General features: G+C 70.0%; 18 protein-coding genes. 8 read left to right on the top strand and 10 right to left on the bottom strand.

What is annotated here, in order from left to right; translation table 11 throughout:
* Positions 1 to 35: 35 nt before the first annotated feature.
* Complete coding sequence (locus ACZ6WN_RS19745) at positions 36 to 710, bottom strand: hypothetical protein (protein WP_465866952.1); 675 nt, start codon at positions 708 to 710, stop codon at positions 36 to 38.
* A gap of 80 nt (positions 711 to 790) precedes the next feature.
* Here ACZ6WN_RS19745 and ACZ6WN_RS19740 point away from each other — a divergent pair, with 80 nt between their 5' ends.
* Positions 791 to 1,291, top strand: a complete 501-nt coding sequence (locus ACZ6WN_RS19740; protein ID WP_465866950.1) for a GNAT family N-acetyltransferase — start codon at positions 791 to 793, stop codon at positions 1,289 to 1,291.
* Here ACZ6WN_RS19740 and ACZ6WN_RS19735 read toward each other — a convergent pair.
* Positions 1,243 to 1,665, bottom strand: coding sequence for a GNAT family N-acetyltransferase (locus ACZ6WN_RS19735; protein WP_465866948.1), 423 nt, complete (start codon positions 1,663 to 1,665; stop codon positions 1,243 to 1,245). The two genes, ACZ6WN_RS19740 and ACZ6WN_RS19735, sit on opposite strands and share 49 nt — an antisense overlap.
* A 48-nt stretch (positions 1,666 to 1,713) precedes the next feature.
* On the opposite strand from ACZ6WN_RS19735, the gene ACZ6WN_RS19730 reads away from it, so the two are divergent.
* Entirely contained in the window at positions 1,714 to 2,082 is a 369-nt protein-coding gene (locus tag ACZ6WN_RS19730; RefSeq protein ID WP_465866946.1) for a nuclear transport factor 2 family protein, read from the top strand.
* A 1-nt stretch (position 2,083) separates the two neighbouring features.
* On the opposite strand, the gene ACZ6WN_RS19725 is transcribed toward ACZ6WN_RS19730, so the two are convergent.
* The gene (locus tag ACZ6WN_RS19725) at positions 2,084 to 3,082 is read right to left on the bottom strand and encodes an endonuclease/exonuclease/phosphatase family protein (protein WP_465866945.1); all 999 of its coding nucleotides are present in this window, start codon (positions 3,080 to 3,082) and stop codon (positions 2,084 to 2,086) included.
* A gap of 100 nt (positions 3,083 to 3,182) precedes the next feature.
* Here ACZ6WN_RS19725 and ACZ6WN_RS19720 point away from each other — a divergent pair, with 100 nt between their 5' ends.
* The 3 genes from ACZ6WN_RS19720 (at position 3,183) to ACZ6WN_RS19710 (ending at position 9,206) form a co-directional block, all read left to right on the top strand.
* Entirely contained in the window at positions 3,183 to 3,911 is a 729-nt protein-coding gene (locus tag ACZ6WN_RS19720) for a TIGR03936 family radical SAM-associated protein (protein WP_465866943.1), read from the top strand.
* 24 nt (positions 3,912 to 3,935) lie between these two features.
* On the top strand, positions 3,936 to 5,132 hold the full coding sequence (locus ACZ6WN_RS19715; RefSeq protein WP_465866942.1) for a winged helix DNA-binding domain-containing protein: 1,197 nt from the start codon (positions 3,936 to 3,938) through the stop codon (positions 5,130 to 5,132).
* A gap of 411 nt (positions 5,133 to 5,543) precedes the next feature.
* Positions 5,544 to 9,206 (top strand): Rne/Rng family ribonuclease, encoded by a 3,663-nt coding sequence (locus tag ACZ6WN_RS19710; RefSeq protein ID WP_465866940.1) that lies wholly within the window; start codon positions 5,544 to 5,546, stop codon positions 9,204 to 9,206.
* Positions 9,207 to 9,332: 126 nt separating this feature from the next.
* Here the strand turns inward: ACZ6WN_RS19710 and ACZ6WN_RS19705 are convergent, their stop codons facing one another.
* The 6 genes from ACZ6WN_RS19705 to ACZ6WN_RS19680 form a co-directional block, all read right to left on the bottom strand.
* Entirely contained in the window at positions 9,333 to 10,091 is a 759-nt protein-coding gene (locus tag ACZ6WN_RS19705; protein WP_465866939.1) for a DUF559 domain-containing protein, read from the bottom strand.
* A 267-nt stretch (positions 10,092 to 10,358) separates the two neighbouring features.
* On the bottom strand, positions 10,359 to 11,834 hold the full coding sequence (locus tag ACZ6WN_RS19700; RefSeq protein ID WP_465866937.1) for a mannitol dehydrogenase family protein: 1,476 nt from the start codon (positions 11,832 to 11,834) through the stop codon (positions 10,359 to 10,361).
* A gap of 14 nt (positions 11,835 to 11,848) precedes the next feature.
* Positions 11,849 to 12,685 (bottom strand): carbohydrate ABC transporter permease, encoded by an 837-nt coding sequence (locus ACZ6WN_RS19695; RefSeq protein ID WP_465866935.1) that lies wholly within the window; start codon positions 12,683 to 12,685, stop codon positions 11,849 to 11,851.
* Positions 12,682 to 13,641, bottom strand: a complete 960-nt coding sequence (locus ACZ6WN_RS19690; protein ID WP_465866934.1) for a carbohydrate ABC transporter permease — start codon at positions 13,639 to 13,641, stop codon at positions 12,682 to 12,684. Before ACZ6WN_RS19690 ends, ACZ6WN_RS19695 begins: the two co-directional genes overlap by 4 nt.
* Positions 13,641 to 14,960 carry an ABC transporter substrate-binding protein gene (locus ACZ6WN_RS19685; protein WP_465866933.1) on the bottom strand — a complete coding sequence of 440 codons (1,320 nt, stop codon included), beginning with the start codon at positions 14,958 to 14,960 and terminating at the stop codon, positions 13,641 to 13,643. The genes ACZ6WN_RS19690 and ACZ6WN_RS19685 overlap by 1 nt, the downstream gene beginning before the upstream one ends.
* A gap of 202 nt (positions 14,961 to 15,162) precedes the next feature.
* Positions 15,163 to 15,945 (bottom strand): DeoR/GlpR family DNA-binding transcription regulator, encoded by a 783-nt coding sequence (locus tag ACZ6WN_RS19680; RefSeq protein ID WP_465866932.1) that lies wholly within the window; start codon positions 15,943 to 15,945, stop codon positions 15,163 to 15,165.
* A 298-nt stretch (positions 15,946 to 16,243) separates the two neighbouring features.
* On the opposite strand from ACZ6WN_RS19680, the gene rplU reads away from it, so the two are divergent.
* Entirely contained in the window at positions 16,244 to 16,546 is a 303-nt protein-coding gene (rplU, locus tag ACZ6WN_RS19675; protein WP_160024636.1) for a 50S ribosomal protein L21, read from the top strand.
* Positions 16,547 to 16,582: 36 nt separating this feature from the next.
* Entirely contained in the window at positions 16,583 to 16,840 is a 258-nt protein-coding gene (rpmA, locus tag ACZ6WN_RS19670) for a 50S ribosomal protein L27 (protein WP_008358497.1), read from the top strand.
* A 157-nt stretch (positions 16,841 to 16,997) separates the two neighbouring features.
* On the opposite strand, the gene ACZ6WN_RS19665 is transcribed toward rpmA, so the two are convergent.
* A complete protein-coding gene (locus ACZ6WN_RS19665; protein ID WP_465866930.1) occupies positions 16,998 to 17,852 on the bottom strand; it encodes an LLM class flavin-dependent oxidoreductase in 855 nt (284 codons plus the stop codon).
* A 77-nt stretch (positions 17,853 to 17,929) separates the two neighbouring features.
* Between ACZ6WN_RS19665 and obgE the strand changes: the two genes are divergently transcribed.
* A complete protein-coding gene (gene obgE, locus ACZ6WN_RS19660) occupies positions 17,930 to 19,480 on the top strand; it encodes a GTPase ObgE (RefSeq protein WP_465866928.1) in 1,551 nt (516 codons plus the stop codon).
* Position 19,481 lies beyond the last annotated feature (1 nt).

Raw genomic sequence — 19,481 nt, 5'->3', positions numbered from 1 at the left:
GCCCGGATGCGCGAACGATTACCGAGTCATCCCGGTCAGGGTCGAGTGGTGCGCATCGTGCCGGTGATGGAGTCGTCGGAGACGGCCCAGCAGGCGACCCTGTGGGGCTCGTCCGCGGAGATCGACATGCTGTAGCGCCAGGCGGCCTCGTCCTCGGGGATGTCGAGGTATCGCGCTACGGCGCTGGTGCAGAGCGAGTCGGCGGCGGCTTCAGCGTCGTCGAACCAGCCGTGGTCGGGGAGGGTGTACGTGCCGGCGACCTCCACCTGATGGGGCTCGTCGCAGGAGGTGAGGGATGGTCGCTCGACGCTGAGCAGACAGTCACCCGTGACGGAATCTTGCGGAGGAACGGGCCACCCGGGGTCCTCCATCGCTTCGAGGGCATCGATCGCGGCGGGGTCATCGACGGCCTCGGTGGTCAGCGCGATGACCAGGCCGAGGGCGAGACTGACGGCCAGATGTGCCGCGGTGCCTGCCAGCGCGATCCACGCCAGCACCCGACCGTGGTCGATGCCGCGGCGTGAGCGTAGGAGCACGACGACCGCGAGGACCGCTCCGGCGACCGAGCACACCGCGCCCAGGACGGCATCCACGATGCCCACGAACAGACCGAGCGGAAGGACCCACACGAACGCGAGCAGAAGCGCGATCCAGGCCAAGGTCGACGACTTCTCTGCTTCTCGTCCGACGGCTGCCGGTGGGACCTTCATGGCGCACAGAGTAAAACCCGCAGGCGGGCTGCGGGCGCGATTCGGGGCGACGTCGCCGCTGCTGGGCTAGGTTCACGACCGTGAATGACGCATCCGACGTACGCCTGGCCGGCCCTCATGACACGCAGGTGCTGGCCCACCTTCGGCGGGCCTGGGTCGAGGAGATGGCGGAGCATCCGATCGACGATCCAGGGTTCGAGGAGCGTTTCGACGAGTGGATGCTGAAGGAGCACGAGCAGCGGGTGACCTGGCTGGGCCACGTCGACGGTGAGCCTGCCGGCATGGTGAACATGCTGGTCTTCACCCGGATGCCGAAGCCCGGGGCCGAACCGTCGCGGTGGGGCTACCTGGCCAACTTCTACGTCAGGCGCGAGCACCGCAGCAGCGGCCTCGGCACCGCGATGCTGACCGCCCTCACTAATCACGCCGATGCCGAAGGATTCGTACGCGTCGTGCTCAGCCCCAGTGACAGGTCGATCCCGTTCTACGAGCGCGGCGGGTTCCGGGAGGCGTACGACCTCATGATCCGGCCTCAGCCGACGGGGCGGACCCAGCGTCGCCACTCGGCCTGCGACTCGTAGCCCGAGCTCGTCCACAGCGACTGCCCCAGGTCGTTGCCCTCCAGGACCATCGCGTCGATCCGGCCGGCGCCCAGGGCCACGAGGCGGGTCTCGGCGTGGGACAGCAGGCGGCGAGCGAGCCCCTGGCGGCGTACGTCGGGGTGGACCGCCAGGCGGTAGAGGTGGGCGCGCCAGCCGTCCCAGCCGGAGATCAGGGAGCCGACGACCCGGCCCTCGGTAGTGACCGCGACGGTGCAGGCCTCAGGGTCGCGCGCGATCAGCGCCTCGACCTTCGCTGCCGAGTCCGTCGGCCGTGAGTCGTTCTCCGCGGCCACCTCCCACAGCTCCATCAGCGTAGGGACGTCAGCAAGAACGGCAGGGCGCAACTCGATCACGACCGGAAGTGTCCCACGCGGTCCACCGGCCCCCGATAGGTTGCGGCCATGACGGACAACAGTGCGTTGGGACGTAGATATCTCGAGCTCCTCGAGGCCAGGGACTGGAACACCTGGGTGACGCTGCTGGACAAGGACGTCGTCTACGACATGCCACAGACGCGCGAGCTGCTCATCGGCCGCGCGTCATTCCTCGAGTTCAACCAGACCTACCCCGGGGAGTGGCACCTCACCCCGAAGGTGGTCATCGCCGACGACGAGCGCGCAGTGGTCTGGTTCGACTGGCGCATGGGGGAGGAGTCGGGAGAGTCGCAGGCGTTCCTCGAGATCGCGGACGGGCGGATCACCCGGGTGACCGACTTCTGGCCGGAGGCGTACGAACCGCCGGAGCGCGCCGTGCCGGTCGAGCGCTACTGACTCAGCAGTCCGCGGCGCCACGCATGGCGAAGTCGATGCTGACCGCGTGGTGGTCGGAGAGGCCGGTCGGGGTGACGTGGCCGTCGCCGGCGGCGAGCCAGGAGTTGGGGAGCAGGTAGTCGACGCGACCGCCGCCGTCGTGGCTGGCGCCCAGCGCGGCACCGGCGTCGGACAACGTGGCCAGGGCGGTGCCGAGGACCCCGGAGCCGTCACCGGCGTTGAGGTCGCCGCCGAGGAGCTTGGCGCCGTCGTAGGCGTCGACCTTGGCCATGACCGCGCCGATCTGGGCCTGCCGCAGCGAGTCGGAGGTGTGGTCGAGGTGGGTGTTGAAGACGACCAGCCGCTGGCCCTCGACGATGATGTTGGCCCGCAGCACGCCGCGCTGCTCCTTGCCGTCACGGTTGGGCAGGTGGGTGTTGTCGTAGCCGTCGATCGGGAAGCGCGACAGGATCGCGGTGCCGTAGCCACCGCGGTCGGTGATGTAGTCGTTGGCCGCGAAGACGGACTGCATCCCCAGGTGCGAGGCGATGATCGCCGCCTGGTCCACGTTGCCGGAGCGGCGGCGGTTCTGGTCGACCTCCTGGAGGAGTACGACGTCCGCGCCGGAGGCCCTGATCACGCTCGCGATGCCGCCGAGCTCGCCGGGGGAGACCCGGCCGCCCTTGATGTTGAAGGTCATCACGGTGAGGTTGCGCGGGACCGCGCACGGGTCGATCTTCGGCTTCTTCGTGGCCTTGTCGATCGCCGGTGGCGCCTCGAGCGTCTTGAACTTCGGCAGCGGCTCCGACGGCGCCGAGGCGGAGGCGGAGGCCGACGGGCTGGTCGCGCCGGGTTCGGGGCTCGGCGAGGAGGAGGCGTCCGCGGAGGCCTGCCTGGAGTCGCTCAGCCGGGGCGCGAGGACGCTCAGGGCGGCGATGACGCCGACCGTGAGGACCACCGCGAAGATCGGCAGCAGCTCTTGGAGGCGTACCGAGAACTTCCTGCTTCTGTGGTGGCTCACCGCGCGAGTCTCCCATTTTTCGTTGGCAGGTCGTTACATTCCGTTGGCTTCCCCTTCGCCGGATGGGTCATCGTGCCCCCGGACCGACATAATCGACCTCGTGCGTCAACAGCCCGAACAGCAGGCCCCTCCGGTCCAGCGTCTTCGCATCCGTTATGCGAAGCGCGGCCGGCTCCGGTTCACCAGCCACCGCGACTTCAGCCGCGCCTTCGAGCGCGCGGTCGCGCGCGCCCGGATCCCGGTGGCCTACTCCTCGGGCTTCAACCCGCACCCGCGGATCTCGTACGCCGGTGCGGCGCCGACCGGCGCGGCGAGCGAGGCCGAGTACGTCGAGCTGGGGCTGCGCGAGACGGTCGACCCGGCCGCGACCAAGGCTGCCCTGGACGAGGTCATGCCCGACGGCCTCGACCTGATCGATGTGGTGGACACCGCCACCTCGCCCAAGGGTGCGCTGGCCGACCTGCTCACCGGCAGCGAGTGGATCATCGACCTCCCGACGGCGCCGGAGGAGGCCGCCGCGGCGGTCGAGGCGTTCCTCGGCGCCGAGGAGGTCATCGTGTCCCGGATGACCAAGAAGGGCCTGCGTGAGTTCGATGCCCGGGGCGCGGTCGTACGCCTCGCCTCGGCGCCCCGCGAGGGTGGCTCCCGGCTGGAGCTCCTGCTCAAGCACGGCACCCCGACCGTACGTCCCGACGACGTCGTCACCGGTCTGGAGCGCACCGGCGGCCTGAAGGTGGGCCCCGAGCACGGCGGGCTGCCGCTGCTGACCCGGCTCAGCCAGGGCATCTTCGACGAGGATTCCGGCACGATCGGCGACCCGCTCCACTAGCGTGCGAGGGATGAGGCTCTGCCGATGAGAACGGTCACCGATCGCGAGCGTCGGGCCAGGCTGGCCCGCAGGCATGGGCTCGCCTCCGCCCACAGGTACGCCGACGTGGCCGCCGCGACGCAGGCGATGACCGCCTGGCATGCGACCGAGGCCGCGACCGTCCACCTCGCGCTGCACGCGCGGGTCCACGACCTCCGGGTCGAGGACGTCGAACGGGCGCTCTACGAGGAGCGCTCGCTGGTCAAGCAGCTGGCGATGCGGCGCACGCTCTTCGCCTTCCCGCGCGAGCTGGTCCCGGCGGCCTGGGGCAGTGCCTCGGCCCGGGTGGCGGCGGGGGAGGAGAAGAACCTTCACAAGTGGCTGACCGCGGGTGGCATCGACGAGGACCAGGACGGCTGGATCGAGAAGGCGTTCACGGCGACGCTGGCGGCGCTCACCGACGGCGAGCCTCGGACGACGACGCAGCTGCGGGAGCTGGTGCCGGAGCTCGACGTCCGGTTCCGGATGGGCGCGCCGGACAAGAAGTGGGGCGGTGAGTTCGCGATCGGCCGCTGGGTGATCGGCACCCTCGCCGCGCAGGGACGCCTGATGCGGGCGACCAACCTCGGGCACTGGCGGCTGAACAAGCCGACCTGGACGCTCACCGAGTCGTGGCTCGGCGAGATGCCGACTCCGCTCCCTGCTGCGGAGGGGTACGCCGCCCTCGTCCGCCGCTGGCTGGGCACCTTCGGTCCGGGCACCGAGGCCGACCTGGTCTGGTGGCTCGGATCCACCAAGTCGGCGGTGCGCGCCGCGCTCGCCACGGTCGGTGCCGTGGAGGTCGGGCTCGAGAGCGGTGGCACCGGCTGGGTGCTCCCCGACGACCCGATCACCACCTCGCCGGAGCCCGAGATCGATCCCTGGGCCGCGCTGCTGCCCACCCTCGACCCCACCGTGATGGGCTGGAAGGAACGCGGGTTCTACCTGGACGCCGAGGACGTGGCGTACCTCTTCGACTCCAACGGCAACGCCGGCAACACCGCCTGGTGGGACGGCCGGATCGTGGGGGCCTGGGCGCAGGACGACGAGGGCCGGGTGCACCCGATCGTGCGCCATGACATCGGTGACGCCGGGCGGAAGGCCCTGGCGGAGGAGGCCGATCGGCTCACCGACTGGCTCGACGGAGTGGTGATCGTGAACGTCTACAAGTCGCGCCAGATGAAGGAAGCCACGCTTCCCTGAATCTCGTTGGTGTCCGGATATCGGTCTGTTGACAGGGTGTATGCGATACTCCGAGACGACTGCTCAAACAATCGGGCCCGGCCCGAGGAATGGACAGTCCGACGACGCCTCGCCGGCGTGGGTCCTTCGGGGCCGCACTCCGGCACACAGGAGGTAGGGCGTCACCAGACCGCGACGCAGGCCTAGCAGGTCAGTGAGAGCGACTCGCCCGGGAAGGTCCCGGACGGCCGAGCGACCGCGGCAGGTGACGAACCGCTGCCTGTGACGCACCGCTGCGGAGGATGCCGCCGCCCTGACAAGCTTTGCGCCGCGACGCGGCTGCTACGTGGAAAAAGTTCGATACTGCGCAGCGCCCGTTTCCCGGCACCTGACTATCCGGCACCTGTGAAGGTCCTGGATGAGGAGAACGGCATGGCCGACGAGACCACTGTCGAGAACACCGAGAACGGCGCTGAAACAGCGCAGGCTCCGGTGACCGACGCCCCCACCACCGACGCCCCCGCGACCGATGCGGAAGCGACCGTCGAGAGCACTCCCGCGAAGAAGACCGCGGCGAAGAAGACCACGCGCAAGCGCACCACCAAGAAGGCCGCCGCCGCGGCCCCGGCCGAGGCCGTCGAGGCCCCCGCCGACGAGACCGCCGAGGCTGCTGAGACCGCCGAGGCCCCCGCCAAGAAGACGGCGGCGAAGAAGACGACCCGGAAGCGTACGACCAAGAAGGCTGCCGCCGCGGCGCCGGCCGAGGTCGAGGGCGCCGAGGTCCCCGCGGCTGCCGAGGCGGCCGCACCTGAGGGCGAGACCCCCGAGACTCCCGCCGAGACCGTCGAGGCCCCGGCCAAGAAGACGGCGGCGAAGAAGACCGCCGCCAAGAGGACCACCGCGAAGAAGGCAGCGGCCAAGAAGGCAGCCGCTCCGGTGGAGCCCGTCGAGACCCCCGCCGAGGAGGTCACCGACGAGACCGACGAGGAGACCGAGGCCGAGCAGGCCGGTCCGGTGGCTCCCGCGGTGCTGTTCCAGGCGCCGACCAAGACCACCACCCGCCGGCGTACGCGCAAGACGGCCGAGCCGAAGCCCGTCGAGGCCGCTGTCGAGACGCCTGCCCAGGACGAGCCGCAGGCCGCCGAGCCCACCGTCGAGCCGACCGCCGAGCCCACCGATGAGCCCGCCGTCGAGGTGGCGAAGGAGGAGGCCCCGACCCGGACCCGCAGGCGCAACGCGCGCAGCGCCGCCCCGGTCGAGGAGAAGGCCGCCGACGAGGAGCAGCCCGAGGACACCACCACCGAGTCCGAGTCCGAGTCCGAGACCGAGTCCGGCAACGAGTCCGACGACAGCTCGGCCGACGACGGTGAGGGCGGCGGCAACGGCCGTCGCCGTCGCCGCCGTGGCGGCCGTCGCCGGCGCAAGGGTGCCAACGGCGAGGCCGACGGCTCCGAGGCGTCCGACGCCGACGACAAGTCGGAGGACAGCGAGACCGAGAGCGACGACGCCGGCAAGGACGCCGACGCCGAGCAGGGCGAGGGCGGCAGCTCCTCGCGCCGCCGCCGTCGCCGCCGCCGGGCGGGCGAGGCCTCCGGCGACGCCGGGGACGACCCGGAGAACACCGTCACCAAGGTCCGCCAGAGCCGCACCGGCGACGACCAGATCACCGCGCTGTCGGGCTCGACCCGCCTGGAGGCCAAGAAGCAGCGCCGCCGCGAGGGCCGCGAGGCGGGCCGTCGCCGGGCCCCGATCGTGAGCGAGGCCGAGTTCCTGGCCCGCCGCGAGTCGGTCGAGCGCGTCATGGTCATCCGCGAGCGTGAGGACCTCACCCAGATCGCCGTGCTCGAGGACAAGGTCCTCGTCGAGCACTACGTCGCCCGGGAGAGCCAGACCAGCCTGATCGGCAACGTCTACCTGGGCCGCGTCCAGAACGTGCTGCCGAGCATGGAGGCCGCGTTCATCGACATCGGCAAGGGCCGCAACGCGGTCCTCTACGCCGGTGAGGTCAACTGGGCCTCGCTCGGCTGGAAGGAGGGCCAGCCCCGCAAGATCGAGTCGGTGCTGACCTCCGGCCAGAAGGTGCTCGTCCAGGTGACGAAGGACCCGATCGGCCACAAGGGCGCCCGCCTGACCTCGCAGATCTCGCTGGCCGGCCGCTTCCTGGTCTACGTGCCCGACGGCACCACCTCCGGCATCTCCCGCAAGCTGCCCGACACCGAGCGCAACCGCCTCAAGACCCTCCTGAAGGAGATCGTCCCCGACACGGCCGGTGTGATCGTACGCACCGCTGCCGAGGGTGCCGCAGAGGACGAGCTCACGCGTGACGTCGAGCGGCTCAAGGCGCGCTGGGAGGACATCGAGAAGAAGGCCAACGGCAACGCCCCGCAGCTGCTCTACGGCGAGCCCGACCTGACCCTCAAGGTCGTCCGCGACCTGTTCACCGAGGACTTCGCCAAGCTGGTCATCTCCGGCGACTCGTCGTGGGAGACCGTCAAGGACTACGTCCAGTCGGTGGCCCCCGACCTGGAGGAGCGGGTGGAGAAGTACGACGGCGAGGCCGACGCCTTCGCCGCCTACCGCATCGACGAGCAGATCGCGAAGGGCCTGGACCGCAAGGTCTGGCTGCCCTCCGGTGGCTCGCTGATCATCGACCGCACCGAGGCGATGACCGTCGTCGACGTCAACACCGGCAAGTTCACCGGCTCCGGGGGCAACCTGGAGGAGACGGTCACCAAGAACAACCTCGAGGCGGCCGAGGAGATCGTGCGCCAGCTCCGGCTGCGCGACATCGGCGGCATCATCGTGGTCGACTTCATCGACATGGTCCTCGAGTCCAACCGTGACCTGGTGCTCCGTCGCCTGGTCGAGTGCCTGGGCCGCGACCGGACGCGTCACCAGGTCGCCGAGGTCACCTCGCTCGGCCTGGTGCAGATGACCCGTAAGCGGATCGGCACCGGCCTGCTCGAGGCCTTCTCCGAGACCTGCGACGCCTGTGGCGGCCGTGGTCTCGTGATCCACGACCACCCGGTCGAGGCCGGCAAGTCCTCCGGCGTCGCCCCCGACGAGCCGCGTTCGCGCCGTCGTGGTGGTCGCGGTGGCAAGGGCAAGGGCAAGGACGAGGTCGGCACCGAGCACCGCGCCGAGCCCGTCGAGGAGTCCGCCAAGACCCCCACGCCCGCCGAGTTCGCCGCCATGGCCGGACAGAGCGAGACGAGCGAGGCAGGGGCCGTCCGCGGCGCGGACCAGGCCGACGAGCAGGCTGCCCAGGTCGTCGAGCCCGTCGAGACGCCCGCCGAGCCCGCCGAGGCTCCGAAGGTCACCACCCGCACGCGTTCGCGTCGCTCCAAGGCGTCGGCACCGGTGGCCGAGCCGGTCGAGACCCCCGCCGAGCCCACGGTCACCGAGCCCACGGTCACCGAGCCCACGGTCGCTGAGCCCGTCGAGTCCGCCTCCGAGGCGGCGCCGGTCGAGGCTCCGAAGGTCACGACCCGCACCCGCTCGCGTCGGTCCAAGGCATCGAGCCCGGCCACGGAGCCGGTCGAGACGCCCGCCGAGACCCCGGCCCCGGCCGCCGAAGCGCCGGTCGCCGAGACCCCGGCCGTCCAGCCCCCGGCCGAGCCGGAGGCTCCGAAGGTCACCACGCGTACGCGCACCCGTCGGTCCGGCACCACCGGCCGCCCGGTCCTGGCCGCCGTCGTCGGCAGCTCGACCGAGTCGAAGCCGGCGCCGGCCGCGACCGAGCCGGCCGCGACCGAGCCGGCCGTCGCGGAGGAGCCCGCTCCCGTGGCCCCGGCCGTCGAGCCCGAGGTGACCGAGCCCGAGGTGCCGCAGGCGACCGAGCCGACCGTGGCCGAGCCGATCGTGGCCGAGCCGGTTGCGGCCGAGCCGGTCGACTCCAAGCCCAAGGTGGTCACCCGGCAGCGCCGCGGCGCCCGCCGCGAGGTCGTGAGCACCGGCGAGGGCGCGGTGATGACTGCGACCAAGTCCGAGGCGCCGACCGTCAGCAACGGCACCGCCTCGACCCCGGCACCGAAGGTCGTGACCCGCACCCGTGGTGGCGCCAGCCGCGACACCACGCCGTCGGGCGACAACTGACCGACGCCACGAAGCCTCGGCTACCGCACCAGCGGTAGCCGAGGCTTCGGCGTTTCCACGGCGCCCATGGCCTGGCCGATCATCATTGCTTGGCCTCGGTGCTGCACCTTGGCAGGTGCCCAGCGGCTATCCGCGCTGGATGGTCTGACGACCGAGGCGTTGGACGACTCGCTCGACCTGGCGACGTACGTAGTCAGGCCTCTGCATCACGTCCTCCCAGACGAAACGGAGGACGGTCCAGCCCAGCGCGACCAGATCGGTGTAGCGGCGGATGTCACGCCGGAACGGCTCCTCGCCGGAGTGGTAAGCCCAGGATTCGCACTCGATGAGAAGCTTCAGGCGCGTATCGACCAGGTCGCCGTACTGCTCCGCGCCCGCTTCGCTGAATCCCAGGTCGCCTTGGGGTTCGACGGAGAGACCCGCGATCGGGAGCACGATGGCCCTGGTCGTCGATTCGAACGCGTTCGCTGCTCGTCGGTCGGCGACGGCGAGCACATCGAGGGCGCGCCGACGCCCGGTGCGCGGTGAGGCCTCGGCTGCGGCGACCAGATCCTCACGGGCCAGCCCGGTGACCAGCCCGTCGCGAAGCGCTGAGTCGGCGATGCACAGCGCCTCGTCGAACGGAAGGTCGCGGGCGCAGTCGACCACGGTCTGCGCCCGCGAGGTGATGACGCCGGTCGGGTCCGCGCCGCCCGGTAGATCCCGACGGCGTACGACCACACCTGGTCGGGCCTTGCGCGAGCTGTTGCGCGGTACGGTCACCTCGATCGACGTGGGCTCGTGCTTCAGCGACCAGCCCCACACGCGCGCGGCGCTGAGCCCGGAGACCACGCCGCCGATTGCGAGGGCCGCCGACTTGTCATCGGGAAGACCGGGAAGTGCCACGCGAGCGCCGGTGAGCCCGACAGCTTTCCCGCTAGACAGAGCCGCGTCGAGTTCGTCGCGGAGCCCCAGGTCGAGCAGCTCTTTGCGGGTAGCCGCCCCGCCGTGTGCGCGGAGGACGGCTGTCAGAGCGGGTGCGGCGCACACAGTTCACCTCGAGGATCGACGTCTGGGCAGGTCGGCTGCCGGATTGGGATCAACCTGGTGCATCGATGCACACGGTTCAATCTCAATTCGGCGCCGACCCGCCCAGGCCGCACCAACTGTGTGTCAGGCCTTCCAGGACTCGAGAGTCTTCCGCGCCCCGACCGCGTGCAGCGACGCCAGCGCCTCGGCGTACGGCTCGGTGAACTCAGCAGAGTCGACGAGGTCGCCGAAGAGGTCAGGGTCGCGGAGGAAGGCGAGCGGGTCCTCGCGCTGCGCGAGAGCGCGTGCCGTCACGTCGGCCCGGCGCCGGTCGACGATGTCGATCGGCGCGCCCTGCTCGTCGACGCCCTCGGCGTAGCGGGCCCAGGAGGCGACGACGAGCGCCGATCGGCGTACCGAGCCCCCACGACCCAGCTGGGCGGTGATCACCGGCACCAGCCACTTGGGGATCCGGTCGGAGCTCTCCGCGCACAGCCGGGCGAGGGTGTCGCGGATGTAGGGGTTGGCGAACCGGGAGATCAGCTCCCGCTGGTAGCGCGGCAGATCCACGCCGGGGACCTGCGGCAGGGTCGGGGCGCCCTCCTGCGACATGTAGCCGAGCAGGAAGTCGACGAACAGCGGGTCCGTGCAGACCTCGTGGGCGTAGCGGTAGCCGGAGAGGTAGCCGAGGTAGCACAGCGCCTGGTGGCTGGCGTTGAGGAGCCGAAGCTTCATCAGCTCGTACGGCTCGACGTCGGGCACCATCTCGACCCCGGCCTGCTCGAACGGTGGCCGACCCTGAGGGAAGCGGTCCTCGAGCACCCACTGGGAGAACGGCTCGCTGACCACCGGCCAGGCATCGCCGATCCCGAACCGCCAGCCGACCTCCTCGACATCGGCGTCGGTGGTGGCCGGGGTGATCCGGTCGACCATCGAGCTCGGGAAGGCCACCTCGGAACCGATCCAGTCGCCCAGGGTGGGGTCGCGCAAAGACGCGAAGGAAGACAGCATCGCGCGGGCGACCTCCCCGTTGCCGGCGATGTTGTCGCACGACATGACCGTGAACGGTGCCACCCCGGCGGCTCGACGGCGAGCCAGTGCCTCCACGACGTAGCCGAACGCCGTCGAGGGCACCGCATCCGGCCGCAGGTCCTCCTGGATCGCGGGGTCGGAGGCGTCGAAGCCGCCGGTCGCCTGGTTGACGTGGTAGCCGCCCTCGGTGATGGTCAGCGACACGATCCGGATCCGCGGGTCGGTGAGCAGGTCCAGCACGTCGGTGGGGGAGTCGGGGGCGAAGAGGTAGTCGATGATGGAGCCGATCACCCGCCCCTGCACGCTCCCGTCCGGGGCCCGCTCGAGGAGCGTGTAGAGATGGTCCTGCGCGGCGAGAGCATCCCGCATGCGTACGTCCTGGGGCATCAGTCCCACCCCGACGATGCCCCAGCCGGTGATGCCGGTGGCGAGCAGATCGTCGACGTAGCGCGCCTGGTGGGCACGGTGGAAGCCGCCGACCCCGAGATGCACGATCCCGGGGGTGACGGCGGAGCGGTCGTAGGCGGGTACGGCGACGGACGCGGAGAGGTCGCCGAGCCGGGCCGTGGTGAGTCGTGGGTAGGTCATCGGTCGGCGCTCGCTCACTTGACCGCCCCGAGGGAGAGTCCCTGCACCAGCTTGTCCTGAGCGGCGAACCCGGCGATGAGCACGGGCAGCGAGATCAGCGTCGCTCCGGCGGCCAGCTCGGCCAGGTAGGCGTGCTCGGTCTGGATCAGGGTGTTCACGAAGACCGGTCCGGTCTGCGCGGCGACCGACGTCAGCACCTTGGCGTAGAGCTGCTCGTTCCACGCGAAGATGAAGCAGATCAGCGACGTGGCCGCGACGCCGGGCATCGAGATCGGCGCCACGATGCGGGTCAGGATCCTGAGCGTGGAAGCGCCGTCGATGGAGGCCGCCTCGATGATCGCGGGCGGCACCTCGGCCAGGAACGAGCGCATCATCCACACCGCGATCGGCAGGTTCATCGCGGTGTAGAGCAGGATCAGGACGATCACGTTGTCGGGCATGTTGATCACCTGGGTCGTGAACAGGTAGATCGGCAGGATCCCCGCGACCATCGGCAGCATCTTCGTGGAGAGGAAGAAGAACATCGCGTCGGACCACTTCTTCACCGGCTTGATCGCCAGGGCGTACGCCGCCGGGATGGCCAGGGCGAGCACGAGCAGGGTCGAGATCACGCTGGTGATCACGGAGTTGATCAGTGCCGGGGTGATCGGGTTCGCGGAGGTGAACAGGCCGCTGTAGTTCTCCAGCGTCAGCGGCGCGCCCCAGCTGGGCGGGTAGGTCTGGGCGTCCTGCGGCGCGTGCAGCGAGGTCAGGATCATGTAGAGGATCGGGATCACGAAGATGATGCCGACCAGCCACGCTGCGATCGGGATGACGATCTTCGCCACCCGTTGTCTGTTCCATGCGTTCATCGAGCAGCCTCCTCGTCGGTCAGCAGGGACGACACCACGCGGAGTGCGAAGGTCGCGATGATCAGTGAGCCGATGACCACGACGACGCCCAGCGCGGAGGCGACCCCGTAGTCCTTGGCCGAGTAGAACGTCTCGTAGACGGCGTAGGGGATGTTGGTGGAGTTCAGCCCACCGGTCATGCCCAGGACCGAGTCGAAGTTCTGGACGATGAAGATCGTGCCGAGCACGATGGAGAGCTCGAGATAGCGGCGTACGTGGGGGAGCGTCATGTGCACGAACGTCTGCCACCCGTTGCAGCCGTCGATGCTCGCCGCCTCCAGCACCTCGGGATCCTGCGACTGCAGGCCGGCGAGCAGGATCAGCATCATGAACGGCGTCCACTGCCAGATCAGCTCGATCTCGATGGCGAGCTTGGGATGGTCGGTGAGGAAGGCGATGTCCTGGGCCCCGGGCACCCCGAGCTGACCGAGCACACCGTCGACCAGGCCGAACCCGGTCATCAGGATGCCGTTCCCCCAGAAGACCGCGGCCGCGATCGGCACGATCAGGAACGGCGCGATCATCATCGTGCGCACCACGCCGCGGCCGATGAAGGCGTGGTTGAGCAGCAGCGCGATCCCGAGGGCGAGCACGGCGCTGACCCCGACGACGACCACGGTCATCTCGATCGTGTTCAGGACGGCCGTACGGTAGGCCGGCGTCGTGAACACGGTCTTGAAGTTGTCGAGGCCGGCGAAGCTGCGCTCGGGTGCGTCGGGCTGGGCGCTCCAGTTCATGAACGACATCACCAGCGTCGCCACGAACGGCAGCTGTGTCACCACGATCAGGAAGATCAGCGCGGGCAGCAGCGGCGCACGCAGCTTCCACGACTCCCGGCCCCATTTCTTGTACGCCGCGGGCGGCCGGGTCGCCGTCGACTCGATCGTCGCGCGCGGTGGTGCGGTCACGGAAGCCATCACTGCTTCTCCTTCTGGACGTCGCCGTACGCCTGGGCGAGCGACTGACAGCGGTCGAGTGCCGCGTCGGTGGTCTTCGAGCCCGAGATGGCGCTGCTGAGCTGCTTGGCGCACTCGGTGCCGAAGTCGGTGAAGCTCGGGACCCCGACGAACTGGATGCCGTTGTAGGGCCGCTTCTGGACGCCGGGGTTGTCGGCCTGGGCGTTCTTGATCGCGTTCATGGTCGGGGTCGCGAAGGAGCCGGCGACCTCGAGGTACTCGGGGTTCTCATAGGTCGAGGCGCGCTTGCCCGCGGGCACGTTGGTCGGCCCGCCGGTGTCGTGCTCGGTGTCGTCCATCACCAGCTGCTCGTACTCCTTGCTGGAGGCCCAGGCGACGAACTCCTTGGCGTCCTCCTGGTGCCGGGACGCCTTCTGGATCGCCCACGCCCAGGTGTAGAGCCAGCCGGCGTTCTCCGTCTGGTCGTGCGGGGCGGCGACGTAGCCGACCTTGCCCTTGACCGGCGACTCCTCGGCCTCGAGCGACCCGGCACCGGAGGTGGCGTCGTACCACATCGCGACCTTGCCCTGCTGCATGGCGTTGAGGCACTGCGGGAAGCTGAAGGTCGCGGCACCGGCCTCGCCGTGCTCGCGGACGAGGTCGACGTAGAAGTTCGCGGCCTTCTTGAAGCCGCCCTTGTCGACCTGGGCGTTCCAGTCCTCGTCGAACCAGGTGCCGCCCATGGTGTTGACCACCGTGGTGATCGAGGCGAGGTTGTCACCCCAGCCGGCCAGGCCACGCAGGCAGATGCCGCGCATGTCGGCCTCGGCCTCGTCGATCTGGGCCGCGAAACCGGCGACCTGCTCCCAGGTCGGGTTGGCCGGCATCTCGATGCCGTGCTTCTCGAACAGGTCCTTGCGGTACATCAGGAACGAGGACTCGCCGTAGAACGGCTGGCCGTAGACCTTGCCGTTGGCCGAGAGCGCCTCGGTCATCGGCGGCAGGATGTCGTCCTGGTCGAACTCGGGGTCGTTCGCGATGCTCTCCATGTCCGAGATCCAGCCGGCCTCGGCGTAGTAGGGGATCTCGAAGTTGGACAGCGTCGCCACGTCGTAGATCCCGGACTGGTTGGCGAACTCGGTGCTCGCGGTGTCGCGCATGTCCTGCTCGACCTTGACCACGAAGTTGACCTCGATCCCGGTCTCCTCGGTGAAATGCTCGGCGGTGAGCTCCTGGAGCTCGAGCATCTGGGGGTTGTTGACCATCAGCACCGTGATGCTGTGCTCACCCGCGCTCGTCCCGCCGGCTCCCAGGCCGCCGGTCCCGCATGCCGTCAACATCACCGTCGCCAGTGATAGCGCTGTCAGCGCTGCGGAGGTCCGTCTCCGTGCCCGCATAGATCTGCCTCCTCGCAGTGTGACTGTCGTCACGGACCACGATGGCGTAATTCGGCCCGGACCCCCTAGCCCGGTCGATGCGCCCGGAGCGCCCGGTTGCTGCCCGTTCTCGGGCCGGTTCTCGGGCCGGTCTTCAGGCCCGTTCTCAGGCCCGGATGACCCGGGGGCCGAGCGCCGAGAAGCGGCGGGCCTCGCTGGCCGGGAGCTCGGTGCCGGTGATGAGCAGCTCGAAGTCGCGTACGCCGGCGAAACGGCACAGGCTGGAGGCCCCGAACTTGGTGTGGGCGCCGAAGAAGACACGCCGTCGGGAGCGCTCGATGGCGGCCTTCTTGACCGCGGCGACCGAGGGGTCCTGGGTGGTCAGGCCCTGTTCGCGGGAGATCCCGTTGGCGCCGATGTAGGCCAGGTCGATGACCAGGTCGGCCAGCATCCGGGTCGCCCACTGGTCCACGACGCCCCGGGTGATGGTGCGTACGCGCCCTCCCAGCACGATCACGGTGAGCTCCGGATCCGCGGAGAGGCGGGTGGCCACCGGGAGCGAGGGCGTGATGACCGTCGCCGGCCCCTGGCCGAAGAGCTCCTCGGCCAGGAACTGCGGCATGGTGCCCTCGTCGATGTAGATCGTCTCCGCCCCGTGCCGGTGCTGGAGCGCGGCTCGGGCGATCCGGTGCTTCTCGTCGACGTCGCGGCCGGCGCGGAACTCGAGCGAGGTCTCGAAGCTGCCGCTCTCCAGAGCGACCGCGCCGCCGTAGACCCGCTCGACGACGCCGCGGTCGGCGAGCACCTTGAGGTCGCGCCGGATCGTCTCGACGCTCACCCCGAGCTCGGGTGCGAGGTCGGTCACCGACACCCGGCCGGTCGTCCGTGCGCGGGCCAGGATCTGCTCCTGCCGGGACTCGTTCGCGAGCGACGGTTCGGTCGACGTCATGGCGTCATCATGCCCGGAATTGTGCCCGGTTCGTAGGGGGTGCGGCCGAACCGGGCGCCCGGTTGGTGTGATCGAGGCGTTCTGGGGCACCATGTCACCGGCACCCTCTGGTGACACTGTCGGGCGGACGGTGCCGCGGCGTTTTGCGGCTACCTCGCCGCGTACGTAAGATTGAATCTCGGCGTGCGCAGTGCGCCGTTCCTGCAGGCATCTGCTGGCACCTATCGCTTCGGGGTCCGGTCTGCCTTGCCGCGGGTCGACACAAGACTTTGAGTTCGGAGCAATGAAGGAGACCGCGGTGTACGCGATCGTGAAGGCTGGCAGCAAGCAGCAGAAGGTCGTTGTCGGCGACGTCATCGAGATCGACCGCCTCGACGGCGAGAACGGCTCGGCCGTCTCGCTGCCCGTGGTCCTCCTGGTCGACGGCGAGAACGTGACCTCGACCGGCCTCGACAAGGCTTCGGTTGCTGCTGAGATCGTCGGTGCCTCCAAGGGCCCGAAGATCATCATCCAGAAGTACAAGAACAAGACCGGCTACAAGAAGCGCCAGGGTCACCGTCAGAAGTACACCCAGGTCAAGGTCACCGCGATCAACGCCTGATTCCGGCGTTCTAGAGATACTTGAAGGACTGAGAAGATGGCACACAAGAAGGGTGCGGCAAGCACCAAGAACGGTCGCGACTCCAACGCCCAGCGCCTCGGCGTGAAGCGCTTCGGCGGCCAGCTCGTCAACGCCGGCGAGATCATCGTCCGCCAGCGTGGGACCCACTTCCACCCCGGCACCAACGTCGGCCGTGGCGGCGACGACACCCTGTTCGCCCTGCAGCCGGGCGCGGTCGAGTTCGGCAAGCGCCGCGGCCGCCGGGTGATCAACATCGTCCCGGGCGACGCCTGAGCAACGCTTTCGAAGGGCCCTCTCCGATTCGGAGAGGGCCCTTCGGCGTTTCGGGTGGGGGTGGCGGCGGTTCGTCTAGGTATGCAGCCGAACACTCACTTCCCACGTGGAACTCCACCCGGGAAGTGGCGGTTGGGCTGCATACCTAGACGAACATTCAGACGTACGCCGCACGAGCAGCGATCGCCTCGAAGGTGTCCCACGGGATCTCCCAGCGGGTCCCGGCGCGGGGCCAGTGGATCGCGATGTCGGTGATCCCGATCTCGGCGTAGGAGCCGACGAGGTCCTCGAACGCGTCGGCCGACTCGGTCCACGGCTCCTCGGTGAAGCCGGACATGAACAGCTTCGGCATCGCGTCGTAGTCACGCCCGCGCTTCTCGCACGCCTCCCGAAGCATCTCGAGCCGCTCCGCGACGTACGCCTTCGGGTTCTCCGCCTTCGGGTTGGCGATCCACCCGTCGCCGACCTCGGCGGCGAGCCGGATGCCGCGCGGGCCGTTGCCGGCCAGCCACAGCGGCGTGCGGGGCTGCTGCACCTGACCGGGGGAGACGGTGACCTCGTGGGTCTGCCAGTGCTCGCCCTCGATCGTCACCGGTGAGTCGCGCAGCAGCCGGTCGACGGTGCGGGTCCACTCCGCGAACCGGTCGGCGCGCTCGCGAGGCGTGAACGTCCGACCGAGCACGTCGCCGTCGGAGGTGTGGTCGTCGCCGCCCGCGCCGATGCCGATGGTGATGCGCCCGCCGGAGATCCGGTCGAGGCTGCGGATCGCGGCGGCGGTCGGGATCGGGGTGCGGAAGTTGGGGGTGGTCACTAGCGTGCCGAGCCTGATCGTGGAGGTGAGGGCCGCCGCGGCGGCCATCGAGGTGAACGCCTCCTCCCACGGGCTGTGCCCGCGCCACGCCAGGTGGTCATAGACCCACGCCGTCTCGAACCCGAGCTGCTCGGCCTGCGCCCAGCGCTCGCCCATCGCCGGCCAGTCCTCGATCGGCCACATCACAGTTCCTACACGCATGCGCACAGTCTGCACCCGAGGCCGCGGCACGTCGCGCGGATAGCAGGTGTGGGGCGTGCCGTCGGTAGGCTGGAGCCATGGCTGTACCCACCTTCGTCGACCGCGTCACCCTCCACGTCGAGGCCGGTCGCGGCGGACACGGGGTGGCGTCGGTGCACCGCGAGAAGTTCAAGCCGCTCGGCGGCCCCGACGGCGGCAACGGCGGCCCGGGCGGATCCATCATCCTGCGCGTCGACCCCGACGTGACCACCCTGATCGACTATCACCACAGTCCCAAGCGCAAGGCCGCCAACGGCGGCCAGGGCGCCGGTGACCACAAGAACGGCGCCCACGGCGAGGACATGGTCCTGTCCGTCCCCGACGGCACCGTGGTGACCGACATGAGCGGCAACGTCCTCGCCGACCTGGTCGGCCCGGGCTCCGAGCTGGTCATCGCCGAGGGTGGCCGCGGCGGGCTCGGCAACGCCGCGCTGGCCTCCTCCAAGCGCAAGGCTCCTGGCTTCGCGCTCCTCGGGGAGCCGGGCGAGGCTCGGGAGATCGGCCTCGAGCTCAAGGTCGTCGCCGACATCGGCCTGGTCGGGTTCCCGAGCGCGGGCAAGTCGTCGCTGATCGCGGCGATCTCGCGCGCCCGGCCGAAGATCGCCGACTACCCGTTCACCACGCTGGTGCCGAACCTCGGCGTCGTGAAGGGCGGCGAGATCACCTTCACCGTCGCCGACGTGCCCGGCCTGATCGAGGGCGCGGCCGACGGTCGCGGCCTCGGCCACGAGTTCCTGCGCCACATCGAGCGCTGCGCCGCGCTGGTCCACGTCATCGACACCGCGAGCATCGAGCCGGGCCGCAACCCGATCGACGACCTCGACGTCATCGAGAACGAGCTCGCCCGCCACGGTGGCCTCGAGGACCGGCCCCGCCTGGTCGCGCTCAACAAGGTCGACGTCCCCGACGGCCGGGAGATCGCCGAGATGACCATCGGCGAGTTCGAGAAGCGCGGGCTGAAGGTCTTCGAGATCTCCGCGGCCTCCGGTGAGGGCACCCAGCAGCTGATCTACGCGATGGCCGAGCTGGTCGCCGCCTCCCGCAAGGACGTCCCGGTGGCGCCGCCGACCCGGATCGTGCTGCGCCCCGAGGGCGCGGAGGGCAAGAACGGCTTCACGGTCAAGGTGTCGAAGAACGGCGAATACCTCGTCCGCGGCCCGCAGCCCGAGCGCTGGGTGCGCCAGACCGACTTCGAGAACGAGGAGGCCGTGGGCTACCTCGCCGACCGTCTCAACCGGCTCGGTGTCGAGATGCGCCTGGTCGAGCTCGGGGCCCAGGAGGGCGACACCGTCATCATCGGCGACCCGGCCAACGCGGTCGTCTTCGACTTCCGCCCCTCGATCGAGACCGGCGCCGAGATGCTCGGCCGCCGCGGCGAGGACCAGCGCTTCTACGAGGAGCGCCCCGCTGCCGCCCGGCGACGCGAGATCGATGCCGGGATGGAGACCAAGGAAGAGTACGAGGCCCGCGCCGACGTCGCCCGCCGGCTGCGCGACGGGGCCGGCCCGGTGGCGTACGAGATCGGCGGCGAGGACGACCCCGACGCCGACTGGGCCGAGGACGACCCGTCGGTGGACTCGGAGCGGTAGC

It is taken from the genome of Nocardioides sp. NPDC054178 (genome assembly GCF_055585005.1).
This window is presented reverse-complemented; position numbering and strand designations above follow the sequence as displayed.